Source organism: Cohnella yongneupensis, assembly GCF_042655785.1.
In the GTDB taxonomy this organism is placed as follows: Bacteria; Bacillota; Bacilli; order Paenibacillales; family Paenibacillaceae; genus Cohnella; species Cohnella yongneupensis.
The window spans coordinates 86,396-108,250 of record NZ_JBHSNC010000054.1 but is presented as its reverse complement, the minus strand read 5'-3'; the positions used below and the strand labels follow the sequence as shown (position 1 = coordinate 108,250).

The 21,855-nt window shown below is 47.9% G+C and carries 13 protein-coding genes; all 13 read left to right on the top strand.

What is annotated here, in order from left to right; all coding sequences use genetic code 11:
- Positions 1–206: 206 nt before the first annotated feature.
- The 13 genes from ACFPQ4_RS18795 (at position 207) to ACFPQ4_RS18735 (ending at position 21,843) form a co-directional block, all read left to right on the top strand.
- Positions 207–2,231: a beta-galactosidase trimerization domain-containing protein gene (locus ACFPQ4_RS18795; protein WP_378113434.1), complete on the top strand. Its 2,025-nt coding sequence runs from the start codon at positions 207–209 to the stop codon at positions 2,229–2,231.
- Positions 2,232–2,318: 87 nt separating this feature from the next.
- Positions 2,319–4,700 carry a glycoside hydrolase family 30 protein gene (locus ACFPQ4_RS18790; RefSeq protein ID WP_378113433.1) on the top strand — a complete coding sequence of 794 codons (2,382 nt, stop codon included), beginning with the start codon at positions 2,319–2,321 and terminating at the stop codon, positions 4,698–4,700.
- A 37-nt stretch (positions 4,701–4,737) separates the two neighbouring features.
- The gene (locus tag ACFPQ4_RS18785) at positions 4,738–6,240 is read left to right on the top strand and encodes a hypothetical protein (RefSeq protein WP_378113432.1); all 1,503 of its coding nucleotides are present in this window, start codon (positions 4,738–4,740) and stop codon (positions 6,238–6,240) included.
- Between the two features lie 123 nt (positions 6,241–6,363).
- Entirely contained in the window at positions 6,364–8,238 is a 1,875-nt protein-coding gene (locus ACFPQ4_RS18780; RefSeq protein ID WP_378113431.1) for a cache domain-containing sensor histidine kinase, read from the top strand.
- Entirely contained in the window at positions 8,226–9,854 is a 1,629-nt protein-coding gene (locus ACFPQ4_RS18775) for a response regulator transcription factor (protein ID WP_378113430.1), read from the top strand. Before ACFPQ4_RS18780 ends, ACFPQ4_RS18775 begins: the two co-directional genes overlap by 13 nt.
- Positions 9,855–11,264, top strand: a complete 1,410-nt coding sequence (locus ACFPQ4_RS18770; protein WP_378113429.1) for an ABC transporter substrate-binding protein — start codon at positions 9,855–9,857, stop codon at positions 11,262–11,264.
- A 307-nt stretch (positions 11,265–11,571) separates the two neighbouring features.
- Positions 11,572–12,390 (top strand): ABC transporter permease subunit, encoded by an 819-nt coding sequence (locus tag ACFPQ4_RS18765; protein ID WP_378113428.1) that lies wholly within the window; start codon positions 11,572–11,574, stop codon positions 12,388–12,390.
- Between the two features lie 12 nt (positions 12,391–12,402).
- Positions 12,403–13,323, top strand: a complete 921-nt coding sequence (locus ACFPQ4_RS18760) for a carbohydrate ABC transporter permease (RefSeq protein WP_378113427.1) — start codon at positions 12,403–12,405, stop codon at positions 13,321–13,323.
- 79 nt (positions 13,324–13,402) lie between these two features.
- A complete protein-coding gene (locus ACFPQ4_RS18755) occupies positions 13,403–14,956 on the top strand; it encodes an ABC transporter substrate-binding protein (RefSeq protein ID WP_378113426.1) in 1,554 nt (517 codons plus the stop codon).
- A 94-nt stretch (positions 14,957–15,050) separates the two neighbouring features.
- Positions 15,051–15,248, top strand: coding sequence for a response regulator transcription factor (locus ACFPQ4_RS18750; RefSeq protein ID WP_378113425.1), 198 nt, complete (start codon positions 15,051–15,053; stop codon positions 15,246–15,248).
- 28 nt (positions 15,249–15,276) lie between these two features.
- Positions 15,277–17,922, top strand: coding sequence for a flotillin family protein (locus ACFPQ4_RS18745; RefSeq protein WP_378113424.1), 2,646 nt, complete (start codon positions 15,277–15,279; stop codon positions 17,920–17,922).
- A 94-nt stretch (positions 17,923–18,016) separates the two neighbouring features.
- The gene (locus ACFPQ4_RS18740; RefSeq protein ID WP_378113423.1) at positions 18,017–19,111 is read left to right on the top strand and encodes a glycoside hydrolase family 172 protein; all 1,095 of its coding nucleotides are present in this window, start codon (positions 18,017–18,019) and stop codon (positions 19,109–19,111) included.
- 44 nt (positions 19,112–19,155) lie between these two features.
- A complete protein-coding gene (locus tag ACFPQ4_RS18735; RefSeq protein WP_378113422.1) occupies positions 19,156–21,843 on the top strand; it encodes a glycoside hydrolase in 2,688 nt (895 codons plus the stop codon).
- The last annotated feature ends 12 nt before the right edge of the window (positions 21,844–21,855 follow it).

The following is a 21,855-nucleotide window of genomic DNA, read 5'->3' as shown; positions in this document are numbered from 1 at the left end:
CCATGCTCCTTAGATGAGTTTGTTAGTCGGTATTGTGTGAGTAAATATGATTTTAACTGAAATTATACAGTAAGTTTGGTCGGAATCATGCTATTAAAAGTCGCAAATCGAACTCCTTTTTTCGAGTAAGAACGCTTACATTGGATAGAGGCCATCCAAAAGCGAGGCCGAATCAGGCGTATGCCTATTCCCCGGAGGTTATAAACATGAGATACAGACAAGTGCATTTGGATTTTCACACATCGGAGGCTATACCGGATATCGGCTCTCAATTTTCCAAAAAGCAGTTTCAAGACATGCTGAAGCTAGGCCATGTTGATTCCATTACCGTATTCTCGAAATGCCATCACGGCTGGGCTTATCATCCCAGCGAGACGAACGAAATGCATCCGGGGCTTTCATTTGATTTGCTGGGCGCGCAGATTGAAGCAGCGCATGAAATCGGCGTGAACACGCCGGTCTATATATCTGCGGGATTGGATGAGAAGCTGGCAAGGCGTCACTCGGAATGGCTGATCCGCAATAGCGACGACCGCACTAACTGGGTGGCCGGCTTTATGCATCCGGGGTATCACCAATTTTGCATGAACACGCCGTATCTAGATATTCTGGTGGCGCAGATTGAAGAAGTGGTTCAACGGTATGATGCTGATGGTATATTTCTCGATATCGTAGGCTGGCGGGAATGTTACTGCCAGCAGTGCGTGGCGTCTATACGCAGCCAGGGACAAGATCCCCGAGATCTCGAAGCCATGCGGAATTTGTGGGAAAACACGTGGGCGGAATATGCGAGGAGAACAAACGAAGCGGTACATAAGCATAAACCGGGGCTACCCGTGTTCCACAACCAGGGGCATTTACGGCATGGAAGAAGGGATTGGGCGAATTTCAACACCCATCTGGAGCTGGAATCGCTGCCGACCGGAGGTTGGGGCTACGACCATTTCCCATTGTCGGCCCGCTATGCGGAAACGATAGGCATTCCGTACCTGGGGATGACCGGCAAATTCCATACGATGTGGGGAGAATTCGGAGGCTTTAAGCATCCGAATGCGCTTCGTTACGAGGCGGCTTTGAGCCTTGCGAACGGCGCGCGTCTCTCCATCGGCGACCAACTGCATCCGGACGGCCGAATGGATGAAGCGACCTATGCGCTGATCGGCGAAGCGTACCGCGAGGTGGAGGCGAAGGAACCTTGGGTCGAAGGAAGTATCGGCGTAGCGGAAGTCGCATTGCTCAGTCTGGAGGCGCTAGGTCGTGAAGGCGGAACGGATGAGGACCGAACGGGGACTTCCAACGTCGGCGCCGCACGGATTCTCCTGGAGGGGAAATTCCTGTTCGATGTCATCGATACGGAGGCGGATTTCTCTGCTTATCGGGTGATCATTCTGCCGGATCTGGCTACGCTTCATGAGTCATTGAATATGAAGCTGGAAGCTTATGTCCATGCAGGAGGCAAATTATTGGCTACGGGGTTGTCGGGGATGGATGCCGACCATGTGTTTCCTTTCGAGCTTGGCGCGAAATGGAAAGGCGCAAGTCCCTTCCAGCCGGATTACTTCCAACCACGATTTAAGCCGGGCCGCTTGAACCCCTCGGCATTCATCATGTACTCGGAAGGTCAGATCATCGAGTTGGCCGAAGGCGGAATTGAACATGGGCACAGGGAAGCCCCTTACTTTAATCGGGACGTATTCACGTTCTGCTCGCACCAGCATACTCCGAACCGCAAAGAATCGGCAGGGCCGGGTATGACGGAAGGCAAGCATGGCATCTATGTGGCTTGGAACTTATTCAAAGACTATGCGACCAAAGGCAGCTTGATTGCGAAAGAGATGGTACTCTTTGCATTAAATCGATTGCTGCCCGACAAGTTGCTGCAAACGAACCTTCCGGCGCAAGGCATCGTCACCCTGCGCAAGCAACCGAATTCCAACCGCTGGGTGAACCATTTGCTTTACGTTTCGCCGGTTCGGCGAGGGGGAAATATCGAAATCATCGAAGACATTGTGCCGCTCCATGGCATCGAGGTATCGGTACGGGTACCCCGCAAGGTGAAGCGGGTATACATGGCTCCGCAAATGACGGAAATTCCATTCGAGCAGAAGGCGGACCCTGCCCATCAAACGGGAACATCAACGGCCCAAATCGTCTCTTATCGCATTCCTAAGCTGGAGAATCACGAGATGGCGGTGCTTGAATTTATTTCTCAAGACGGATACAAAAACTAATCATATCATTAGGGAAAACGGCAGGGATATACGTTTATAATTAAACCTATTAAGCTTCTTAAATGAACGATATGAGGAGATTTTAGCATGAGGAAGAGTTATGCCAGATTCATCCCATTACTTCTAATCGCCATCATTTTGTCGGGCTGTACTTCCAATGAGGCGAAGGAAACCGCAAGTCCGATCCCGACATCCACGTCTTCGGTTCCGGCTATCCCTGTAAGCGTTATCGACTGGAATCAAGAAAAACAGGCCATTGACGGGTTCGGAGCCTCGGCCGCTTTTATCGAAACTCTAGGCCCCAAGGGATTTCAAAACTATGCCGAACCGGCCAGATCGCAAATTCTGGATTTGTTGTTCAGCAGAGAGAAGGGCATCGGGTTGTCCTGGGTACGGAACCGGGTACCGCAAATCGAACCTGTCGAAGGGACTTGGGATTGGTCGAAGGACCCCGGTCAGCTCTTCATGATGAATGAAGCGAAGAAACGAGGAGTTACCCGTTTCTACAGTACGGTATGGAGTCCTCCGGGCTGGATGAAGACGAATAACAATGCGGAGGACGGGAATTCGTTCCTTCTTCCGGACAAGTTTCAAGCGTATGCCGACTATCTGTCCAAGTACGCAAGGGAATACAAGTCTCAGTTCAATATCGACCTATACGGGGTTTCGATCCAGAACGAACCGGACAATGCACCGAATTATGAAGGAAACATGTGGTCGGCCGGAGATTTCAACAACTTCATTAAAGATTACCTAGGTCCAACGTTTACGAAAGACGGCGTTACCGCGAAAATTATGCTGCCGGAATCGAAGGACTGGAATGAGAATCTAGCCGTTGACGCGCTGAATGATCCGGAGACTGTGAAATATATCGACACGGTAACGGCTCATCCGTACGACGGAGGATTTCAAGCGCTGCCGACAGCCAAGAGCAAAGGGAAAAAGGTGTGGGCCACAGAGGTTTCCAGCTATGAGGGCCAGAACGACGCATCGATGACGGACGCTATGAAAAATGCGATACTCATGCACAGGCATATGACGGTCGCGGAGGACAATGCTTTCTTCTATTGGTGGCTGTTAACCGACTCGGCAGCAGGGGGACAAGGGCTCATCAATATTTACAAAGACAATTCGTCTTACTCCACCAATAAAAGATTGTTCACCTTCGGCAATTTCAGCCGATTTATCCAGCCGGGGGCCGTACGGATCGATGCGACTCCGGAACCGGCGAGCGGGATTTATGTAAGCGCCTATAAAGATCCGTCCACCGGTAAGCTAACCGTTGTCGCCATTAACGACAATGAAGCGAATCAGGACATCAGCTTCCAGCTGAAAGGCGCGCCAGGGAAAACCTTCGTCCCTTACACGACATCGGCTAGTCAAAATCTAGCCAAGGGCACTGGGATTGAAGTGAAAGACGGCGCGTTTACCGCATCTCTTCCGTCCAAAAGCGTAACGACTTTGATCGATGCGGATACCGACGCAAGCGGATTTGTCGATTCTTTCGCGGACGTAGAGCCACAAACAACAGCGCCGGGAGAAACAGCTTCCGTTCCTGCGCCCGAAGCTTCGCCGATTCCGGATCCCGTGGTCATGACGGATGCTCTGGATAATTGGAATAAAACCATTTCGCATACGGCAAATCTGCAATTGACGAACATCGGCGAAAAATCGACTGACGGGGATAAATCCGTAGCCCAAAGAAAAACAAACACGACCGAGAGCTTTATCTATCAGATTGAAGATATCCGGCTCGCCAACATCAAGATGTATTTCAACGACCCCGGATCTGACTCAAACCATATTAAGGTCTACGCGAGCTCTAAGAACGGCGGCTATAAAGAGGTCGAGACGAGTCAGGACGAGCCTGCGGCCACGGAGGGAAGCTGGTACCGCGTGAACTACGCCGCCGCAAGCCTGCCCGCCAATACTAATTTCCTGAAGATCGAGATTCCGCAAAACACGAAGGATTTTTATACGCCAGTGATCAGCGAGGTCAACATTACTTCGTCCAAACCGAAGTCCGCTGCGGAGAAGCCGAAAAACGTCATGACGGATCCGATGGACGACTGGAAAAAAACATTGTCGCATACCGACAATTTGCAGCTCACGAACATCGGAGCGGATTCGGTGGACGGAGATACCTCCGTCGTTCAACGAAAAACGAACACGTCGGAAAGCTTTATTTACAACATTAAAAAAATGAAGACGGCCAATGTCAAAATTTATTTCAATGATCCGAACTCCGACTCGAACAATATCAAGATCTACGGAAGCTCTACGAATGGGAAATTCAAGGAATTGGTCGTGCGGAAGGACGATCCGGCGGAGACCAAAGGGTATTGGTACGCGGTGAATTACACCGTGGACAGCATTCCGGAGAACACCAATTTCTTAAAGATCGAAATTCCGCAAAATACCAAAGATTATTACACGCCGGTCATCAGCGAAGTCCAAATCGGCAACTAAATCCAAATGATGTTGTACTACTTGAGGAGGTCCTAACATGAAACAACTTATGAAACTGACATTGGCATTCGCATTGGCGGCAGTGAGTATGACAGGCGCTGCGTTTGCAAGTGCCGCAACATCCCAAACACCGACGGTTACGCTGACGGATTCTCTGGATAGCTGGAGCAAAACCTTGTCTCATACGTCCAACGTGACTCTGACGAACATCGGCACGGACGCTTCCGACGGCGATAAATCCGTTGCACAGAGAAAAGACGCGAAAGCCGGCAGTTTCATCTACGAAATCAAAGATATGAAATCGGTCAATGTGAAAATCTATTTCAACGACGCCGCTTCGGATTCGAATAATATCAAGCTCTATGCAAGCTCAACCAACGGGAAATACAAATTGCTGAAGACAAGCAAGGATAAACCAAAGGAATCCAAAGGCTACTGGTACCGGGTGAACTATTCCGTGAGCAGCCTGCCGGCCAATACGAACTACCTGAAGGTGGAACTCCCGGTCAATACCAAGGGTTCTTACACGCCCGTCATCAGTGAAGTGAAGATTACCTCCGTTAAACAAAAGGATTTGCCTGATCCGAAACCGGCAGCCAATGAGCTCACGATGACGGACACCTTGGACAATTGGAACAAGACTTACTCGCACACAGCGAATTGGGTTTTGGAGAACATAGGAAAAGAATCGTCCGAAGGCGATGCATCTGCTGCGCAAAGAAAAACGAATACGACGGAAAGCTTCATCTACCATATTCAGGATATCCAATCCGCAACCGTGAAAATCTACTTCAACGATATCGATTCCGACTCCAACAACCTGAAGATCTATGCGGGCTCTACGGACGGGAAATTTACGGAAGTGAAGACGTCGAAAGACAAGCCTTTTGAATTGAAAGGTTACTGGTATCGTGTGAATTACACGGTCAAAAACCTCCCGGCCAAAACTCATTATCTAAAAATCGAACTTCCAAAAAACAAGAAGGGTTATTTTACGCCTGTCATCGGCTCGGTGAAAATCATATCGCTTAAACCGAAAGTCGAGCAGAAGCCGACTGACAAACCCGTCGACAAACCCGTCGACAAACCCGTCGACACGACTACCCCTGCAATTACGGGTATAACCGATTCGCTGGATGACTGGGGCAAAACGTTTTCCCATACGACGAATTTATCTCTGACGAATATCGGCGCGGAGTCGACGGAAGGCGATACTTCCATGATTCAGAGAACGTCGAATACCGCAGAGAGCATCATCTACAATTTGAAAAATATGAAATCCGCCAGCATCAAAATTTACTTTAACGACGGCAGCTCCGACTCCAACAACTTCAAGATTTACGCTAGTGCGACGGATGGCGATTACAAAGAAATAACGGCTGTGCAGGATAAGCCGCTTGAAACTACAGGAAGCTGGTTCCGAGTCAACTACTCGGTAAACAATCTGCCTGCAGGCACCAACTACTTGAAAATAGAAATGCCGGCTAACACCAAAGGCAGCTGGACGCCTGTCATCAGTGAAGTGAAAGTAAATTCATGATAAGTTGACTCCACGGAGACTTCCTCTTGCATAAGCGGGAGTCTCTCTTATTTGTATGGCGGCGCTTTCATGCTAAATGTTAGAATATACTTATTTACATACCACTCACACATGGTGACATCGATGAGAAAAAAATATTTTGATTTATTTCTAAATAAAATTTTCTATAAATTTACGATCAAGAATAGGCTGCTGACCTACTTCTTATTTTTGGTGATCATTCCGACGATCGTGATCTCACTCTCGTTTCATCATATTCTGGATAAAATGATCACGGAAAGAATCAATGAATCTTCCATGAAGGATATGAAGGTCATCAAGTCGGACATCCTGCAGGAACTCGATCGAATCGACGATATCTCCACGACGATCTATTTGACACCGCAGCTGCAGGATACCCTCTCCTTCAGTAAGGAAGATTTGGATCCCTATTTTATCGAGCAGAACGTCACCCAAGATATACGTAATGTCAGCGTGGTGAAGGAATTGAATAAGCTTAACGATATCCTGATGAATTACGATTTTTCGAACAAGACCAGCACTACCATCATTCCGACCCTTTATATGTACAATAGAGCGGAATATATGCAGTTCAGCTTTTCAAAGCGGGTTTCAACCGTAGATGCGATCGAATCGGAAAAATGGTTTCTGGATCTCCCCTATCGCTCCCGATATACAGTCAGCGGATTGTTCAAGCAGCCAGACCCGTCCGGCCCCCCGCAGTATATGATCAAAATCGCGAAAAAGCTGTATGCTCTTCAAGACAGAGGAATGCGTCTGAGGGCCTTATTGACGCTGGATGTGGACATTGACGATTTCACGAAGATCGTCAATAAATTCAAGGCGTCGGCAGGAAGTACTCTTTTTATCGTGGATAAGGATGGCTCGATCACCGTTTCGCAGGATCAGAGCAAACTCGGTAGCAGCGTAAAAGACATTCCGTACATTACAGATATCATGGCAGACAAAAAGTCGAATTATAGCTCCTTTAAGGAAAAAGTGGATGATACGAATATGTTCGTCTCATCGTACAAGATCGAACAGTTGGGCTGGACGATCATCTCCTTGTCGCCCGTGCAAGAGCTTTACAGCGAACTGACCGTCATTAAGAAATTGGTCTATTCCATTATCATCGTGTTCAGTATACTGGGGATCATGATCGCGCTGCTGCTTTCCAATAGTGTCGCTTATCCGATCCGGAAACTCGTCAAATCCATGTCCCATGTGGAGACCGGAAATTTTAACATCAAGCTGGATTACAAAAGGAGGGACGAGTTCTCCTTCCTGATCGATAAATATAATGAAATGGTTTTTAAAATTGAGGAATTGGTCAGCAAGCTTTTCGTCACAGAGGTCAATAAAAAAGACGCGGAGCTCAAAGCTCTCCAGGCGCAAATCAATCCTCATTTTCTATACAATACGCTGGATTCTATCAATTGGATGGCGTTGTCGAACCAGGTTCCGGAAATCAGTAAAATGGTCACGTCCTTGTCCGATTTTTTCCGGTACAGCCTGAGTAAAGGAAAGAGTATCATCACGCTCGAGGAAGAATTTCATCAAGTGAAGAGTTATCTTGCCATTCAAGAAATACGTTTCGACGAGAAAATCACCTATGACATTTATTATCCGGAGTCCATCAAGGATTGCGTTTCCGTCAAGCTGATCTTGCAGCCGATCGTTGAAAACGCGATTATCCATGGAATCGAGAAAACCGGCGACAAAGGCGATATCCGAATATTCGCGACGGAGAGCGACGGCACCATAGAAATCAGCGTGCAGGATAACGGCGTCGGAGCGGATGTAGGCAGGCTGAACGCTTTGCTCGAGCAGGCGGAAGAACAAAAGAAGTCTTACGGGATTTGGAACGTAAATCAGAGGATCAAGCAATATTTCGGCGAGCCGTACGGACTCCGATTTTACGATAATGAGGGTCCGGGCATTACGGTCATCGTGACGATACCTTCTAGGAGAGAAGAGGCGGCAACATGCTTAAACTGATCATAGCCGATGATGAGACGAAGGTACGAAATGGCTTAATGAATGTGATTCCTTGGCAGGATTATGGAATCCAGGTCGTGGGTGACGCGGACAACGGCGCCAAGGCTTTGGAGTTATGCCGTCAACTCGAACCCGATATCCTTTTTACCGACATCCGGATGCCGATCATGGACGGACTACAGACAGCCCAGAAGCTGAAAGAGGCCGGGTCCAGAACGAAGGTCATCCTCATCAGCGGCATTGAGGATTTTACGTTTGCCAAAACGGCGCTCAGCCTCAATGTCACGAACTACATCCTTAAACCCGTTAAAATCGATGAGCTTAAAGAGATCATTAGACAGACGGTAGAGACTATTCACTTGGAAAATTATCAAGAAATGAACATCCGAAAGATAAAGCTGCAACTTCAAGAAAATATGCCTATTGTTAAGAAGGACTTTTTTCAAAATTTGATCGTCGGAAAATACACCAAAATTCATGAATTGGCGGAAAAGCTTATTTTTCTGGAGATCCCGCTTGTGATGGATGACTCGGCGTTGACGGCGGTTTTTCAAGTGGACGACTATGATCAAACCAAATGGGCGAATTCGGAAGAGGAACGCCAGCTCTTAAAGTTTTCCATTATGAACATCATAGATGAAATTATGGGGAACTACGATGCAGGCATATTTTTCAGCCCCGGCCAAAACGAATTCGTGGTCATTTTTAATGGGGAAACGATCCGGGAGAATAAGTATGGCGAGATCTGCGAAGAGATCATCAACTGCATCAATAAATATTTGAATGTGATGTGCTCCGCTGGGATCGGAAGCCCCGTTCTCTGCTTGAACAAAGTCAGCTCGTCCTATTCGGATGCCCTAACCGCGCTGCAGTTTAAGTTCTATACGGGCAGCAATTCTATTCTGAACATCGGCGACTTGAACAAGATGATGCTCTCGAACGATGCCGTCACTCCCGGGTACAATCATCTGTATTTGACGGAAAACGAGCTGATCTCTTCCATTAAGTTGGGAAACCTGGCGTCTACCAAACAACTTACGGACAACCTGTTTGAAATGTTCAACACGCAAAAAAAGCATACGGTTGAATACGTGCAAAGCGTCTGTGTAGAATTTTTGTTTATCGCTTTAAGATCCGCGTATGAATCAGGAGACGATTTCAACAAGATCGGACTCAATCAGAAGGACATTATTGAAAGAATCAACGCCTTCGGAAATATCCACAGCTTAAAGAATTATATGAATGACGTGCTGATCCGGATGGCGGATTACTATGCCCAGAAGTATAATTCCAACAAAAGCAGTGCCGTCAACAAAATCCAGGACATCGTCAAAAGAAGATACGGCGAAGAACTAAGTCTGGCGATAATCTCGGAAGAGGTCCATTTCACTCCCAGCTATATCAGCCAAATATTCAAGCAGGAAACTGGGACGACCTTGATCGAGTTCATTACAACAACCCGGGTGGAAAAAGCAAGGGAGCTTCTGAAAAACACGGATCATATGATTTCCGAGATAGCGACAATGGTCGGATTCGAGAATCCGCACTATTTCAGTTCGGTATTCAAAAAATATGTGGGAGTGCGGCCCAATGACTTTCGTGCAGAGGCTCGATAAATGAAAAACACTTTTTACAGATTTTCCGCTAGTGGGATCATTCTTCTTACGATACTCTTCGTCATTGTGATCAATCTGGATCTGGCAAGCAGCACGAAACAAACCGGAAACAGCGAAGTAGAACCGACAACGGAATCGCAAAAGGTGACCTTTGCGATTCCGAACGACGCCTCATCGATGGAAATAGAAAGCTTGATAGAGAACTACAACCGGGATCCAAATCATGTCTTTAAAATTGAGGTCATGAAAATTCCCGCCGACCGGTATGACGATATTATAGCTCTCATGATGACGTCCGGGGAGGGTCCGGATCTCTTTCAGGTTCGGTATGACATGGTATATTATTACGCGTTGAACGGTTTTATTGCCGACATTACGGAATATATGGATTCCGATTTTTTAAGCCGTTTTTCGACGTTGGCCATAAAAAAAGCGAATAATCCCCGCCTGGAAGGGAGAATCTATTCTTTTCCTTCCGAACTGATTACGACCCGACTGATCTATAATAAGAAGTTACTCATCAAAGCGGGATTAAAACCGGAATCTCCTCCACGGACCATTCAACAACTGTATGAAGCCGCCGCTAAAATAACAAGCGCTGGAAGGGGTTCGGGAGAGTACGGCTTCGCCATCCCAGCCGGAGACAAGACGGAAGGTTTCTCGGAAGCGCTGGAAACCGCCAATACGTTCAGCAATCTCTATTTCTATGACTTTAACAAAGGAAAGTTTGACCTCAAGGTTTACGAGCCGTGGTTTGAACAAATCATACGGATGAAAAGGGAAGAGATCTTGTTTCCGGATGTAGCCAACTTAACAAAGGATGAAGCCTTGATTCAGTTCGGAATGGGCAAAATCGGTATGATGTATGCAACCAACAAGGATGTTGCCTTCCTTGAATCCGATAATCAAAACCAGATCGATTTAGGCGTCGCGATGCCTGTCGTGAACGACCTGCAAAATTATGGGAAATACAAGATGGAGATGAAAACGTCCGGATGGTACGTAATTAACTCCAATACGAAGGATCTTAAAGATGTCGTGTCGATATGGAAGTATTTATATTCAGACGAGTTTCTAGGGGATTTATACCAAAAGCAATACATAATTCCTATGCAATATACCGACTACATGACCGATGAGAACCGGAAGAGAAATGCGCTGGCTGGATTTATGCCATCCGGAGGGGATTCGCTGTACCCGGACGTTCCGGATACGATCAATGAAAGAGACCGGTATCAGGCTTACAAGAAAATTCTGACGGGCGAACAACAATTACAAACCGGCTTTGAGGAACAGAACAATATGCTCAATATCGGATTGCTGGATTGGATCTCGCAGCCGAACAACAACAACAAATACCGATATATAATTCCTAACTTTAGTCAGGAGGAGCCAGGCGCTGAACGCTAGCGCAAGGCTCTTTTTTAATGAAATATATATTTACAAATAATGTCACAATCTTACGATTGTTTTTATCAAAGAAATTGGACTTTCATCATAATTTATTGTATTTGTTTTGAATTTTAGCTGTTCTATAATGAGAACAAATCCGATGAAGTCACACTCGAAGGGAATTTCATTGATGGATATTTATAAAGGAAAGATCGCAAGAAAATCCAAATTTTATGAAATCTACAGAGAGCTTTCAAAAAACAAAACTCTACTCCTCATGATGCTGCCTACTTTTGTTTTGGTACTCATCAACTGTTACCTGCCTATGTTTGGGATCGTCATCGCTTTCAAAAATTACAATTTTGCCGATGGTCTGCTTCACAGCCCGTGGTCCGGATTCGAGAATTTCAAATACCTGTTCCAAACGAACGATGCCTGGATCATTACGCGGAACACGCTCGGCTACAACCTGGAATTCATTTTTTTAAATTTGGTTTTATCATTGGTCATCGCGATTGTGCTAAGCGAATTGAACAACAAGTTTATCGGTAAATTCTATCAGTCGATCATGTTCCTACCCTATTTTCTCTCCTGGGTGGTCGTCGCCTATTTGGTATATGCGATCTTGGCGCCGGAAGGGTTGTATAATAAGTCGATCGCCCCTGCGCTTCATATGCATACCATCGATTTTTACAACGAGGAAAAATACTGGCCCTTCATCTTCCCGATCGTGAATATCTGGAAAGGCATCGGATATGGGGTCGTCATTTATTTGGCTGGCATATCCGGAATCGACCAAGAATATTACGAGGCTGCGACATTGGACGGCGCAAGTAAATATCGCCAAGTCACCAACATCACGATCCCGTTTTTGAAACCCATGATGATCGTGACCACCATTATCGGGCTCGGCTACATATTCAGATCTGATTTCGGATTGTTCTTCCAACTGCCGATGAACTCGGGCTTGATTTACAATACGACAGCCGTTCTGGACACTTACATCTACGGCGTGCTCATGAACAGCACGGATCTGGGGATGTCGTCCGCCGCCGGCCTCTACCAATCGATGGTCGGGTTGATGTTCGTGCTGTCGGCCAACTGGATTATCGGGAAGATCAGTCCGGAAAACAAAATATTTTAAGGGGGTGCCATCTTGGCAGCTATCGCTAAAAAGAGTACCTATCGTCCGAATGGCATATCCGGTAAATCGAACTTCGTATTCAATCTGCTCTTCATCCTCTATGGCGTGATTTGTGTGGCGCCCTTGCTATTGGTATTCATAATTTCGATCACCGATTCCGGGTCCCTGGCCGAAAAGGGCTACTCATTCTTCCCTACCCATATGAACCTCAGTGCCTATCGGTTTCTATTCATCGATTCTACAGAGCTTTTCAGAGCATACGGGGTCACGATCTTTGTGTGCGTCGTCGGAACCACGCTGAGCGTGCTTCTGTCTATCCTCTATGCGTATCCGATATCCAGGAAAAGTTTTAAGTACAGAAACTTTTTCGCCTTCTATGTGTTTTTCACGATGCTGTTCTCGGGCGGGTTAGTGCCTTGGTACATCCTGTACACCAAGTATCTTCACTTGAACGACAACATCATGGCTCTGATTATGCCGTTCCTTATTAATGCTTATAACATCTTGATCGCTAAAACCTATTTTTCCAACAACATCCCCGAGGCAGTTCTCGAGTCGGCAAAAATAGACGGCGCAAGCGAATTCAAAACCTTCATTAAAATCGTGATCCCCCTGTCGAAGCCGGTCATCGCTACCATCGCCTTGTTTACTTGCCTTACCTATTGGAACGACTGGTACAACACGCTTTTGTTCATCACGAACAAAAATTTGTACAACATTCAATTTTCCATGTACAAAGCGCTGCTAGCGGTTGAATTTCTCAAATCTTCCCGCGTGGCCTCTCTGAGCGTCACCAGTGAATTACTGAAGGTACCTGGGGAAACCGTCCGAATGGCCATGGCGATTATCGGAATCGGCCCCATCGTGTTCGCTTATCCCTTCTTCCAAAGATATTTCATAAAAGGGTTGACCATCGGGGCTGTCAAAGGTTGAAATCGGTACAGCGCGAGCGTGAGTCACGCTCGCGAATGACTGATTAATATACGAATAATAGAAAAATGGAGGGTTTGATTTGAGGAAATTTAATAGATTAGGTTTTACCGCAATCTCGCTCGTGATGTCGTTGGGCCTTGTACTGGCGGGGTGTGGCGGCGGGTCCAATGAACCGGCTGCCGGCAGCACGACAGCACCGTCCGCTTCATCCGCTTCCAGCGGTGATGCGGCTTCGCCAACGTTGGATCCAGTAGAACTCAATCTCTATTTCCTGGCTCCTCAAGTGAAAGATGTTAAGCTGGTCGAAGACGAGATCAACAAAATCACCAAAGCGAAATTCAATGCCACCGTCAAATTGAATTTCCTGTTCTGGGACAGCTATTTCGACAAGCAAAAATTGCTGATCGCTTCCGGCGATCCGATTGACTTGATGTTCACGGCCGGTTGGGCGAGCTATTCGCAATATGTTTCCCAGAAGGCATTTCTTGAGCTCGACGATCTTCTAGATCAGTATGGACAAGGCATCAAAGACAATATTAATCCAGCTTACTTGAAGGCGCCTAAAATCGATAATAAACTCTATGCCATTCCAACGCAGAAAGATATGGCGAGTATCAACGGTGTTCTAATGAACAAGGAACTGGTGGATAAATACAATTTCGATCTTTCAACCGTAAAGACGCCTGCGGACTTCGAGCCGTTCCTCAAGGTCATCAAAGAGAACGAACCGGACATTATTCCGTTTCTGAATAAGAACGACGAAGGAGCGACGTACTGGGCGAACGACTTTATGGAGCCGTTGGATACGAAAGTACCGGTAGTCGTGACCAATCGTGGAGAACCGGAAGTTATGAACATGTTCGAAAATCCGAAATACGTCGAACTGGTCAAATTGCAGCGCGATTGGGTCCAGAAGGGATATATCAACAAAGACATCTCCACCCTTCAAGACAGCACGCCTTTGAAGAAAGCCAAGAAAGCGTTCATGTGGGTAGAACAGCTGAAGCCTGGTAAAGCGGAAGAAATGGAAGCTCAATTGGGGTATCCGCTTGTTCAGGTCGATGCTTATGCAGATCTGAAACCGATTGCAACGACCGGCGCTTTGAACGGTTCCATGCTGGCCATCCCTAGAAGCTCGAAAAACCCAGAAAGAGCCATGATGTTCATTAATGAATTGTTCACGAACAAAGAACTGATGAACCTGCTGGCATGGGGTATTGAAGGCAAACATTATAAGAAAATCGGCGAGAATCAAATCGATTATGCGGATGGAGTAGACGCTACGTCGTCGGGTTATACGGGTATGGCTCAATGGGCGATGGGCGGGAACCAGTTCCTAGACTACTTATGGGCGAGCGAAAAGCCGGATAAATGGGATCAATTTAAAGCCTTTAACGAATCGGCTGAAATTTCTCCTAATCTCGGCTGGACGTTTAACGCGGAACCGGTGAAAAACGAAATTGCCACGCTGAAAGCCGTGGTTACGCAGTATAACGCGGCAATCACGACCGGAACCGTAGACTATGACACTTATTATCCGAAAATGAAGACTGCTCTTGAAAGAGCTGGTTTGCAAAAAGTCATGGATGAAGTAAAAAAACAGCTCGAGGCCTTTAAAGCTACCAATCAATAAGCCGTTGCAACTCAAGCTGTGCAGCAAGTCGTTCTTTGCTTGCTGCACAGTTTCCTTATAAGGAGAACTTTGAAGGGGCAGAGGTGAATCCACCATGTCGTTGACAAGACGGGAAAATGAAGTTTTGTGCCTTTTGTGCAAGGGATATTCGTATAAAGAAATTTCCGGTGAGTTATTCGTTTCAATGGATACGGTAAGGTTTCATATTCACAATTTACTTTCGAAATTCAGCGCCAAAGACAAGGCGCAGTTAATTGTATTTGCTATACAGCATAAGTCCGTTTCCGCATAAATAGGTTAATAACTTAGGAGGGGTCGGATTGTCCGGAATGAAGAAAAGCATAAGTGCACTGCCGGCATTCGCTTTGGTTCTATCTTTGTTATTGTTTGCGGCACCGATCGAGGTCCATGCCGCCGATCCGGTAGTTTCGGCAGAACGTGCGGCGCTTGACAAGGCGCTGGCAGACAAGAAAATCGCCGATCAGGCGAAAAGGGAAGCGGTCAAAGCTGCGGAAAAGGCACAAATTGAGTTTCAAAAGTCAGAAATTTCAAAAAAATTAGCGGATTTAACGTTGCTGGTCGCGACCGCGAAGGCCGATCAAGCGGATGCCTATAAAACGGCCGCAGATGCCGCATTGTCGCTTCAACTAAAAAAAGCAGCTGCCGGAACCAAAGCCGAAGTCGAGAAGGCAACCGCATATTTGGCCGAAGCGAATAAGGCGGCTGAGGCGGCGAGAGATTCGGCTGCCAAGCTGGCCAAAGAAAAAGCGAAAGTGGATAAAGCGGTAAAAGCCATGGCCGATAAGGCGGCGCAATCCTCTGCCAAGCAGGCGGCGGCGGAAAAAGCCTCTTCCGAAGCCGCGGCAGCGGCAAAAGCGGCAAAAGCAGCCGCCGATAAGGCAGCGAAAGCGACCGGGAAGGCAAAGAAGGCGGCAGAGAAAGCGGCCAAGACAGCGGGCGATAAGGCGGCATCGGCAAAAGCGGCATTCGTAAAGGCGAAAGCGGCGGCGGACAAGGCTGCTGCGGATGCAAAGTCGGCGATCAAAGCCGTTCAAACTGCGTTGGATCTTGCGTTGGATATTGCGCTGCATCTGTCGCAGGAAACACCGAATCCGGAGCCTCAACCGACAACTGCACCGGATTCGACCCCCGGAACCGATGATTCCGGCATGACGGATGCGCTCGATAACTGGACGAAAACCTATTCCCATTCCGGCGGCTTGAGCTTGACGGATATTGGTTCCGAAGGGGCTGAAGGAGACAAGTCGGTTGCGCAGAGAACTGGCAATTCGACGGAAAGCATCATCTACAAAGCAGCCAATATCACATCGGCAAAGATTAAAATTTACTTCAACGATAGCAGCTCCGATTCGAACAATGTGAAAATATACGCCAGTTCTACGGACGGAGACTACAAGGAAGTCAAGGTGTCCAAGGATACTCCCTTTGAAACCCAAGGAAGCTGGTTCCGAGTCAATTACACGGCCAGCGGGTTGCCCGAGAAAACCAACTACTTGAAAATCGAGCTTCCGGCCAACACCAAAGGCAGTTGGACTCCTGTAATCAGTGAAGTAAAAATCTTGTCCGAAGCGCTTGTGGAACCGACGCCTACACCAACGCCAACGCCGACACCGATACCGACACCAACGCCAACACCAACACCAACACCAACACCGACGCCGACACCTGCGTTAACAATGACGGATCCTTTGATTAACTTGAGCAATACGTATTCACATACCTCAAAACTGCAGTTCGTCAATATCGGTTCTGCAGCGGCGGACGGCGATACTTCGGAGCTCCAAAGGTCGGAGAACACGACTCAGTCTGTCACATACGCTGTCTATAATATGCAGTCTGCCGAAGTGACAGTATATTTTAACGGCACTACTTCCGACTCCAACAATTTGAAGCTGTACGCTAGTGCAACAGATGGGTCTTATACCCTGACGACAACTACCCAAGATACCCCTGTCGAGACAGACGGAGGTTGGAACAAGGTGCGCTATACCGCAGCGGGTTTACCTGCAGGCTCCAATTTCCTGAAGATCGAGATGCCGGTCAATACTCAAGCCGACTGGACGCCGGTCATCGGCGAGGTCAAAATCTCCTATCAGCCGGTTACGCTGACGGACCCTCTCGATAATTGGAATAACACCCTTGCCCATACCGGGAACTTGAACATAGTCGATGCCGGTGTGGCTGGAGACACCTCGTTAATCCAAAGGTCGGCTGATAGCGAAGGCAGCGTAACCTACCAGGTTTACAATGTTACGTCATCCAAGGTGAAGATTTATTTCAACGATCCTACGTCAGACTCAAACAACATACAAATTCAGGTCAGCTCCGACAACACGACTTATACAACCCTGACGGCTACCCAAAGCACTCCGGTTGATATGGGAGGGTCCTGGTCTGTTGTGGAATACTCGGTTGACTCTATACCGGTCGGCATGAACTATCTGAAGGTTGTCATACCGGTGAACACCAAGGGCTCTTGGACACCGCTGATCAGCGGGGTTCAAATCACTTATAACCCGAATGTGACCATGATCGACACCCTGAGTGACTGGCTCAACGGCTATTCCCGCAGCGCAAACGTGTACCTGACCGATGCAGGAATGCCGGGGGATACCTCCGTTATCCAAAGATCTTCGAATACGCCAGAGAACTTGATCTATCAAGTCTACAATGCGGATTCGGCGGACATTACGGTCTATTATAATGGCGCTTCGGATAACGTGGAGCTTTATGCCAGCGCCACGGATGGAAGCTATGTATTGCAGACCGTAACGAGGAGTACACCCGAAGATATGGGTGGAGGTTGGTTTAAAGTTCATTACACCGTTACCGGATTGCCGGCGGGAACGAAATTCCTGAAGATTGAGATCCCGCCTAACGGACAGGGATCGTGGACGCCACTCATCGGCGAAGTTCAAATCAGGCATCAAGTGCTTTCTCCGTAACTCTATTCGAATCAAATGCACGTACAAGAGAAGGCTCCTGAATCTATACAGAGCAGGAGCCTTTCTTATGAACATCAGAGAGGGGCTTAATCCAATGTTTGTCGAAAATGGCTTGGGAATGAGTATGGGCACGATGCCATTAATAACCAACGCGAAAACCCGTTCGATCAGCGCGGAAAATCCGAACGGAGAACCGGGAGCGGGCGGACAAGCCTCAAGCAACCTCGGGGTCGGCCGCAAGGGCCGTCCGTGCATCGACTTGAAGCAGGGGGAGATCACAACCCTTGCCAACATTACCGGTACCGGATCCATTCAGCATTTCTGGATTACGGTCACGGACTCTACCGACAAGGGCAGCTTCGTTTTGAGAGATTTGATTCTGAGAATGTATTGGGACGGCGAGGAAACGCCTTCGGTGGAAGCGCCTTTAGGCGACTTCTTCTGCAACGGGTTTGCGATCCGCAAAAACGTGAACTCGCTTCCCGTGTCGGTAAATACGAGCGGAGGTTTCAATTGCTATATCCCTATGCCCTTCCGCAAGTCTGCATTGATCACCATCGAGAACCAGCATGAAAAAGAGATCAACGGTTTTTTCTACCAATTCAATTACACGCTGGTCGACAGCCTTCCAGAGAATGCCGGATATTTTCACGCGCAATGGAGAAGAACGAAAGCCACTGCCCTTGGCGAAGATCATGTGATCTTGGATGGGGTAAAAGGCTCCGGACAGTATATCGGGACTTATATTGCATGGGCAGCCCTGGAACGCTGCTGGTGGGGTGAAGGGGAAGTCAAATTTTATATGGATGGCGATACGGAGTATCCGACGATTTGCGGAACCGGTACGGAAGATTATTTCGGCGGAGCCTGGTGTTATTTCGATCCCCGGACCAAAGCCCCCGGTTCTTATTCCACGCCGTTTCTAGGTTATCATTTTTACGATGAAGCTACCGAGGTCGACGGATGGTACGGTCACAAGGTTCCGATGCACGGCCTTTACCGCTGGCATGTGATGGACCCGGTCCGATTTGAAAAGGACTTGAAGGTGACCGTGCAAGCCATCGGCCATAACAGCAGGGAGTTGTTCGAACGCTCGGATGATATTTCTTCCGTGGCGTACTGGTACCAGAAGGAACCGAATCGCAACGTTCCGCCATTCTTGTCCCGGGAAGAGCGCCAGCCGAGATAATTGCAGTATTTTTTTAAAAATCCTTAATAAAAGAGGGATGGGAAATGATGCGATTAAACGCGGTTTCAAAAAAAGTGATCTCTATCGTTTTGGGGAGCGTGCTGTTATCGGGTAGCATAGTTTCGTTCGGCAGTTCTGCAAGCGCGGCTGCAACAGCGGATATCAATTGGTATGTCAACGAACAAGACATTGACGGCTTTGGGGCTTCGGATGCTTTTATCGAAACATTGGGCGCTTCAGGGTTCCAAAATTATGCCGAGCCGGCCAGAACTCAAATTCTGGATCTTCTGTTCAATCAGACGAACGGGATCGGCCTTTCCTGGATAAGAAACCGAATACCGATCATAGAGCCGTCTCCGGGCGTATGGGATTGGACGAAAGATCCCGGCCAGTTGTTCGTAATGAACGAAGCCAAAAACCGCGGGGTCACCCGGTTCTTTAGCACGACCTGGAGCCCGCCGGGGTGGATGAAAACCAACGGGGTTGCCAATAACGGGAACGGCCATCTGTTGACGACCCAATACCAAAACTATGCGGACTACTTGTCGACTTATATACGAGAATACAAGACGCGGTTCAATATCGATATAAGCGCCATTTCCATACAGAACGAGCCCGACAATGCGCCGGATTATGAGGGGACTTTGTACACGGCGGACGAATTGAACAATTTTATCAAGAATAACCTTGCTCCCACGTTTACAAGGGATGCCATCACAGCCAAAGTGGTCGCTCCGGAGACTTCCTGGTGGAGCCGCACGGAAGGATTGATCAATACTTCTTTGAATGATCCAGCTTCCAATGCCAGGATCGATATCGTAGCCGCGCATCCTTATGACGGCGACTATTCCATTCTGCAGACAGCAAAAAGCAAGGGTAAAAAAGTATGGGCGACGGAAGTGTCCACCTTCGAGGGTATGAACGACCCCTCCATCACAGACGGCTTGAAATGGGCGAAATTGATCCATAACCACATGACGGTCGCCGAAAGCAACGCTTTCTTCTATTGGTGGTTAGTAAGCGACTCGCCAGCGGGGGGGCAAGGGCTCATCAATATATCCACGGACAATACGACCTATTCCACCAACAAGAGACTGTTCACCTTCGGCAACTTCAGCCGGTTTATCCGTCCCGGATACAAGAGAATCGACGCTACGGCGCAGCCGGTGACCGGCGTTTATGTCAGCGCGTATAAAGATCCGGTTACCAACAAGCTTGTCGTGGTCGCGATCAACGATACGACTTCGAGCCAAAGCGTCAATTTCAAATTGAACAACGTGACGGGAACGACTTTCACTCCCTATACGACATCGGCTAGTCAGAATTTGGCGCAGGGAGCCGTTATGAACGTCACAGGAGACGTATTAGCCTCAGCGCTTCCTGCGCAAAGCGTGACGACTTTCGTAGGCAACGTCACCCCTGCGGCTGGGCTCGTCATGTCGGATACTCTAAGCAATTGGGACAAGATTTACTCGCATACCGCAAACCTGCAGATAACGAATATAGGAACGACGGAGACGGAAGGCGATACGGGAGTTCTTCAGCGGACGACCAATTCGACGGAAAATATCATTTACAATGTCAATAACAGTGTGTCGTTGAATTTGAAAGCTTATTTTAATGATATTACTTCCAACTCCAACAATATCAAGATTTATGCCAGCTCCACTAACGGGAATTACGTATTGCAGACGGCGTCACAGGACACTCCGTTTGCGACCACGGGCGGCTGGTACAGGGTGAACTACACGGTCGGCAATCTCCCGGCCAATACCCATTTCATCAAAATCGAGATCCCCGCCAACAGCAAAGGCTACTTTACGCCCGTACTCAGCCAAGTCTCGATCACCCCTGGTACAACCACGACGACGACTTTGACTGACCCGTTGTCGAACTGGAACAGCACCTTCTCTCACACGGCAAATTTGCAGTTGACCGACATCGGATCAACGGTTGCGGAAGGTGATACTTCGGTTGCGCAGAGAACCACCAATACGACGGAGAACTTGATCTACAATGTCGCGGGTAGCAAATCCGCAAGCGTGAAGATCTATTTCAACGATAATACTTCAGATTCCAACAATATCAAGATTTATGCCAGCTCCACCAATGGGAATTACGTATTGCAGACGGCGTCACAGGACACTCCGTTTGCGACCACGGGCAGCTGGTACAGGGTGAACTACACAGTCAGCAATCTCCCGGCCAATACCAATTTCATCAAAATCGAGATTCCCGCCAATAGCAAAGGCTACTTTACGCCCGTGATCAGCCAGGTCTCGATCACCCACGACACAACCGCGACGACGACCTTGACTGACCCGCTGTCGAACTGGAACAGCGCCTTCTCTCACACTGCAAATTTGCAGTTGGCCGACATCGGATCAACGGCTACGGAAGGTGATACTTCGGTTGCGCAGAGGACCACCAATACAACGGAGAGCATGATTTACAATGCCGCGAACAGCAAAACCGCGAGCGTGAAGATCTATTTCAACGATAACACATCTGATTCCAACAACATCAAGATCTATGCCAGCTCTACTAACGGGAATTACGTGCTGCAGACGGCATCCCAAGATACTCCGTTTGCGACCGCGGGCAGCTGGTACAGGGTGAACTATACGGTCGGCAATCTTCCGGCCAATACGAACTTCATCAAAATTGAAATTCCGGCCAATACGAAGGGTAATTTCACACCTGTCATCAGCCAAGTCACGATTACCTATTGAGCCACGGGGGAA

What these genes read in the sequence shown, in the direction of transcription:
- ACFPQ4_RS18795 (WP_378113434.1), top strand. Translation starts at nt 207, where the DNA reads ATGAGATACAGACAAGTGCATTTGGATTTTCACACATCGGAGGCTATA.
- ACFPQ4_RS18790 (WP_378113433.1), top strand. Translation starts at nt 2,319, where the DNA reads ATGAGGAAGAGTTATGCCAGATTCATCCCATTACTTCTAATCGCCATC.
- ACFPQ4_RS18785 (WP_378113432.1), top strand. Translation starts at nt 4,738, where the DNA reads ATGAAACAACTTATGAAACTGACATTGGCATTCGCATTGGCGGCAGTG.
- ACFPQ4_RS18780 (WP_378113431.1), top strand. Translation starts at nt 6,364, where the DNA reads ATGAGAAAAAAATATTTTGATTTATTTCTAAATAAAATTTTCTATAAA.
- ACFPQ4_RS18775 (WP_378113430.1), top strand. Translation starts at nt 8,226, where the DNA reads ATGCTTAAACTGATCATAGCCGATGATGAGACGAAGGTACGAAATGGC.
- ACFPQ4_RS18770 (WP_378113429.1), top strand. Translation starts at nt 9,855, where the DNA reads ATGAAAAACACTTTTTACAGATTTTCCGCTAGTGGGATCATTCTTCTT.
- ACFPQ4_RS18765 (WP_378113428.1), top strand. Translation starts at nt 11,572, where the DNA reads ATGTTTGGGATCGTCATCGCTTTCAAAAATTACAATTTTGCCGATGGT.
- ACFPQ4_RS18750 (WP_378113425.1), top strand. Translation starts at nt 15,051, where the DNA reads ATGTCGTTGACAAGACGGGAAAATGAAGTTTTGTGCCTTTTGTGCAAG.
- ACFPQ4_RS18740 (WP_378113423.1), top strand. Translation starts at nt 18,017, where the DNA reads ATGTTTGTCGAAAATGGCTTGGGAATGAGTATGGGCACGATGCCATTA.
- ACFPQ4_RS18735 (WP_378113422.1), top strand. Translation starts at nt 19,156, where the DNA reads ATGATGCGATTAAACGCGGTTTCAAAAAAAGTGATCTCTATCGTTTTG.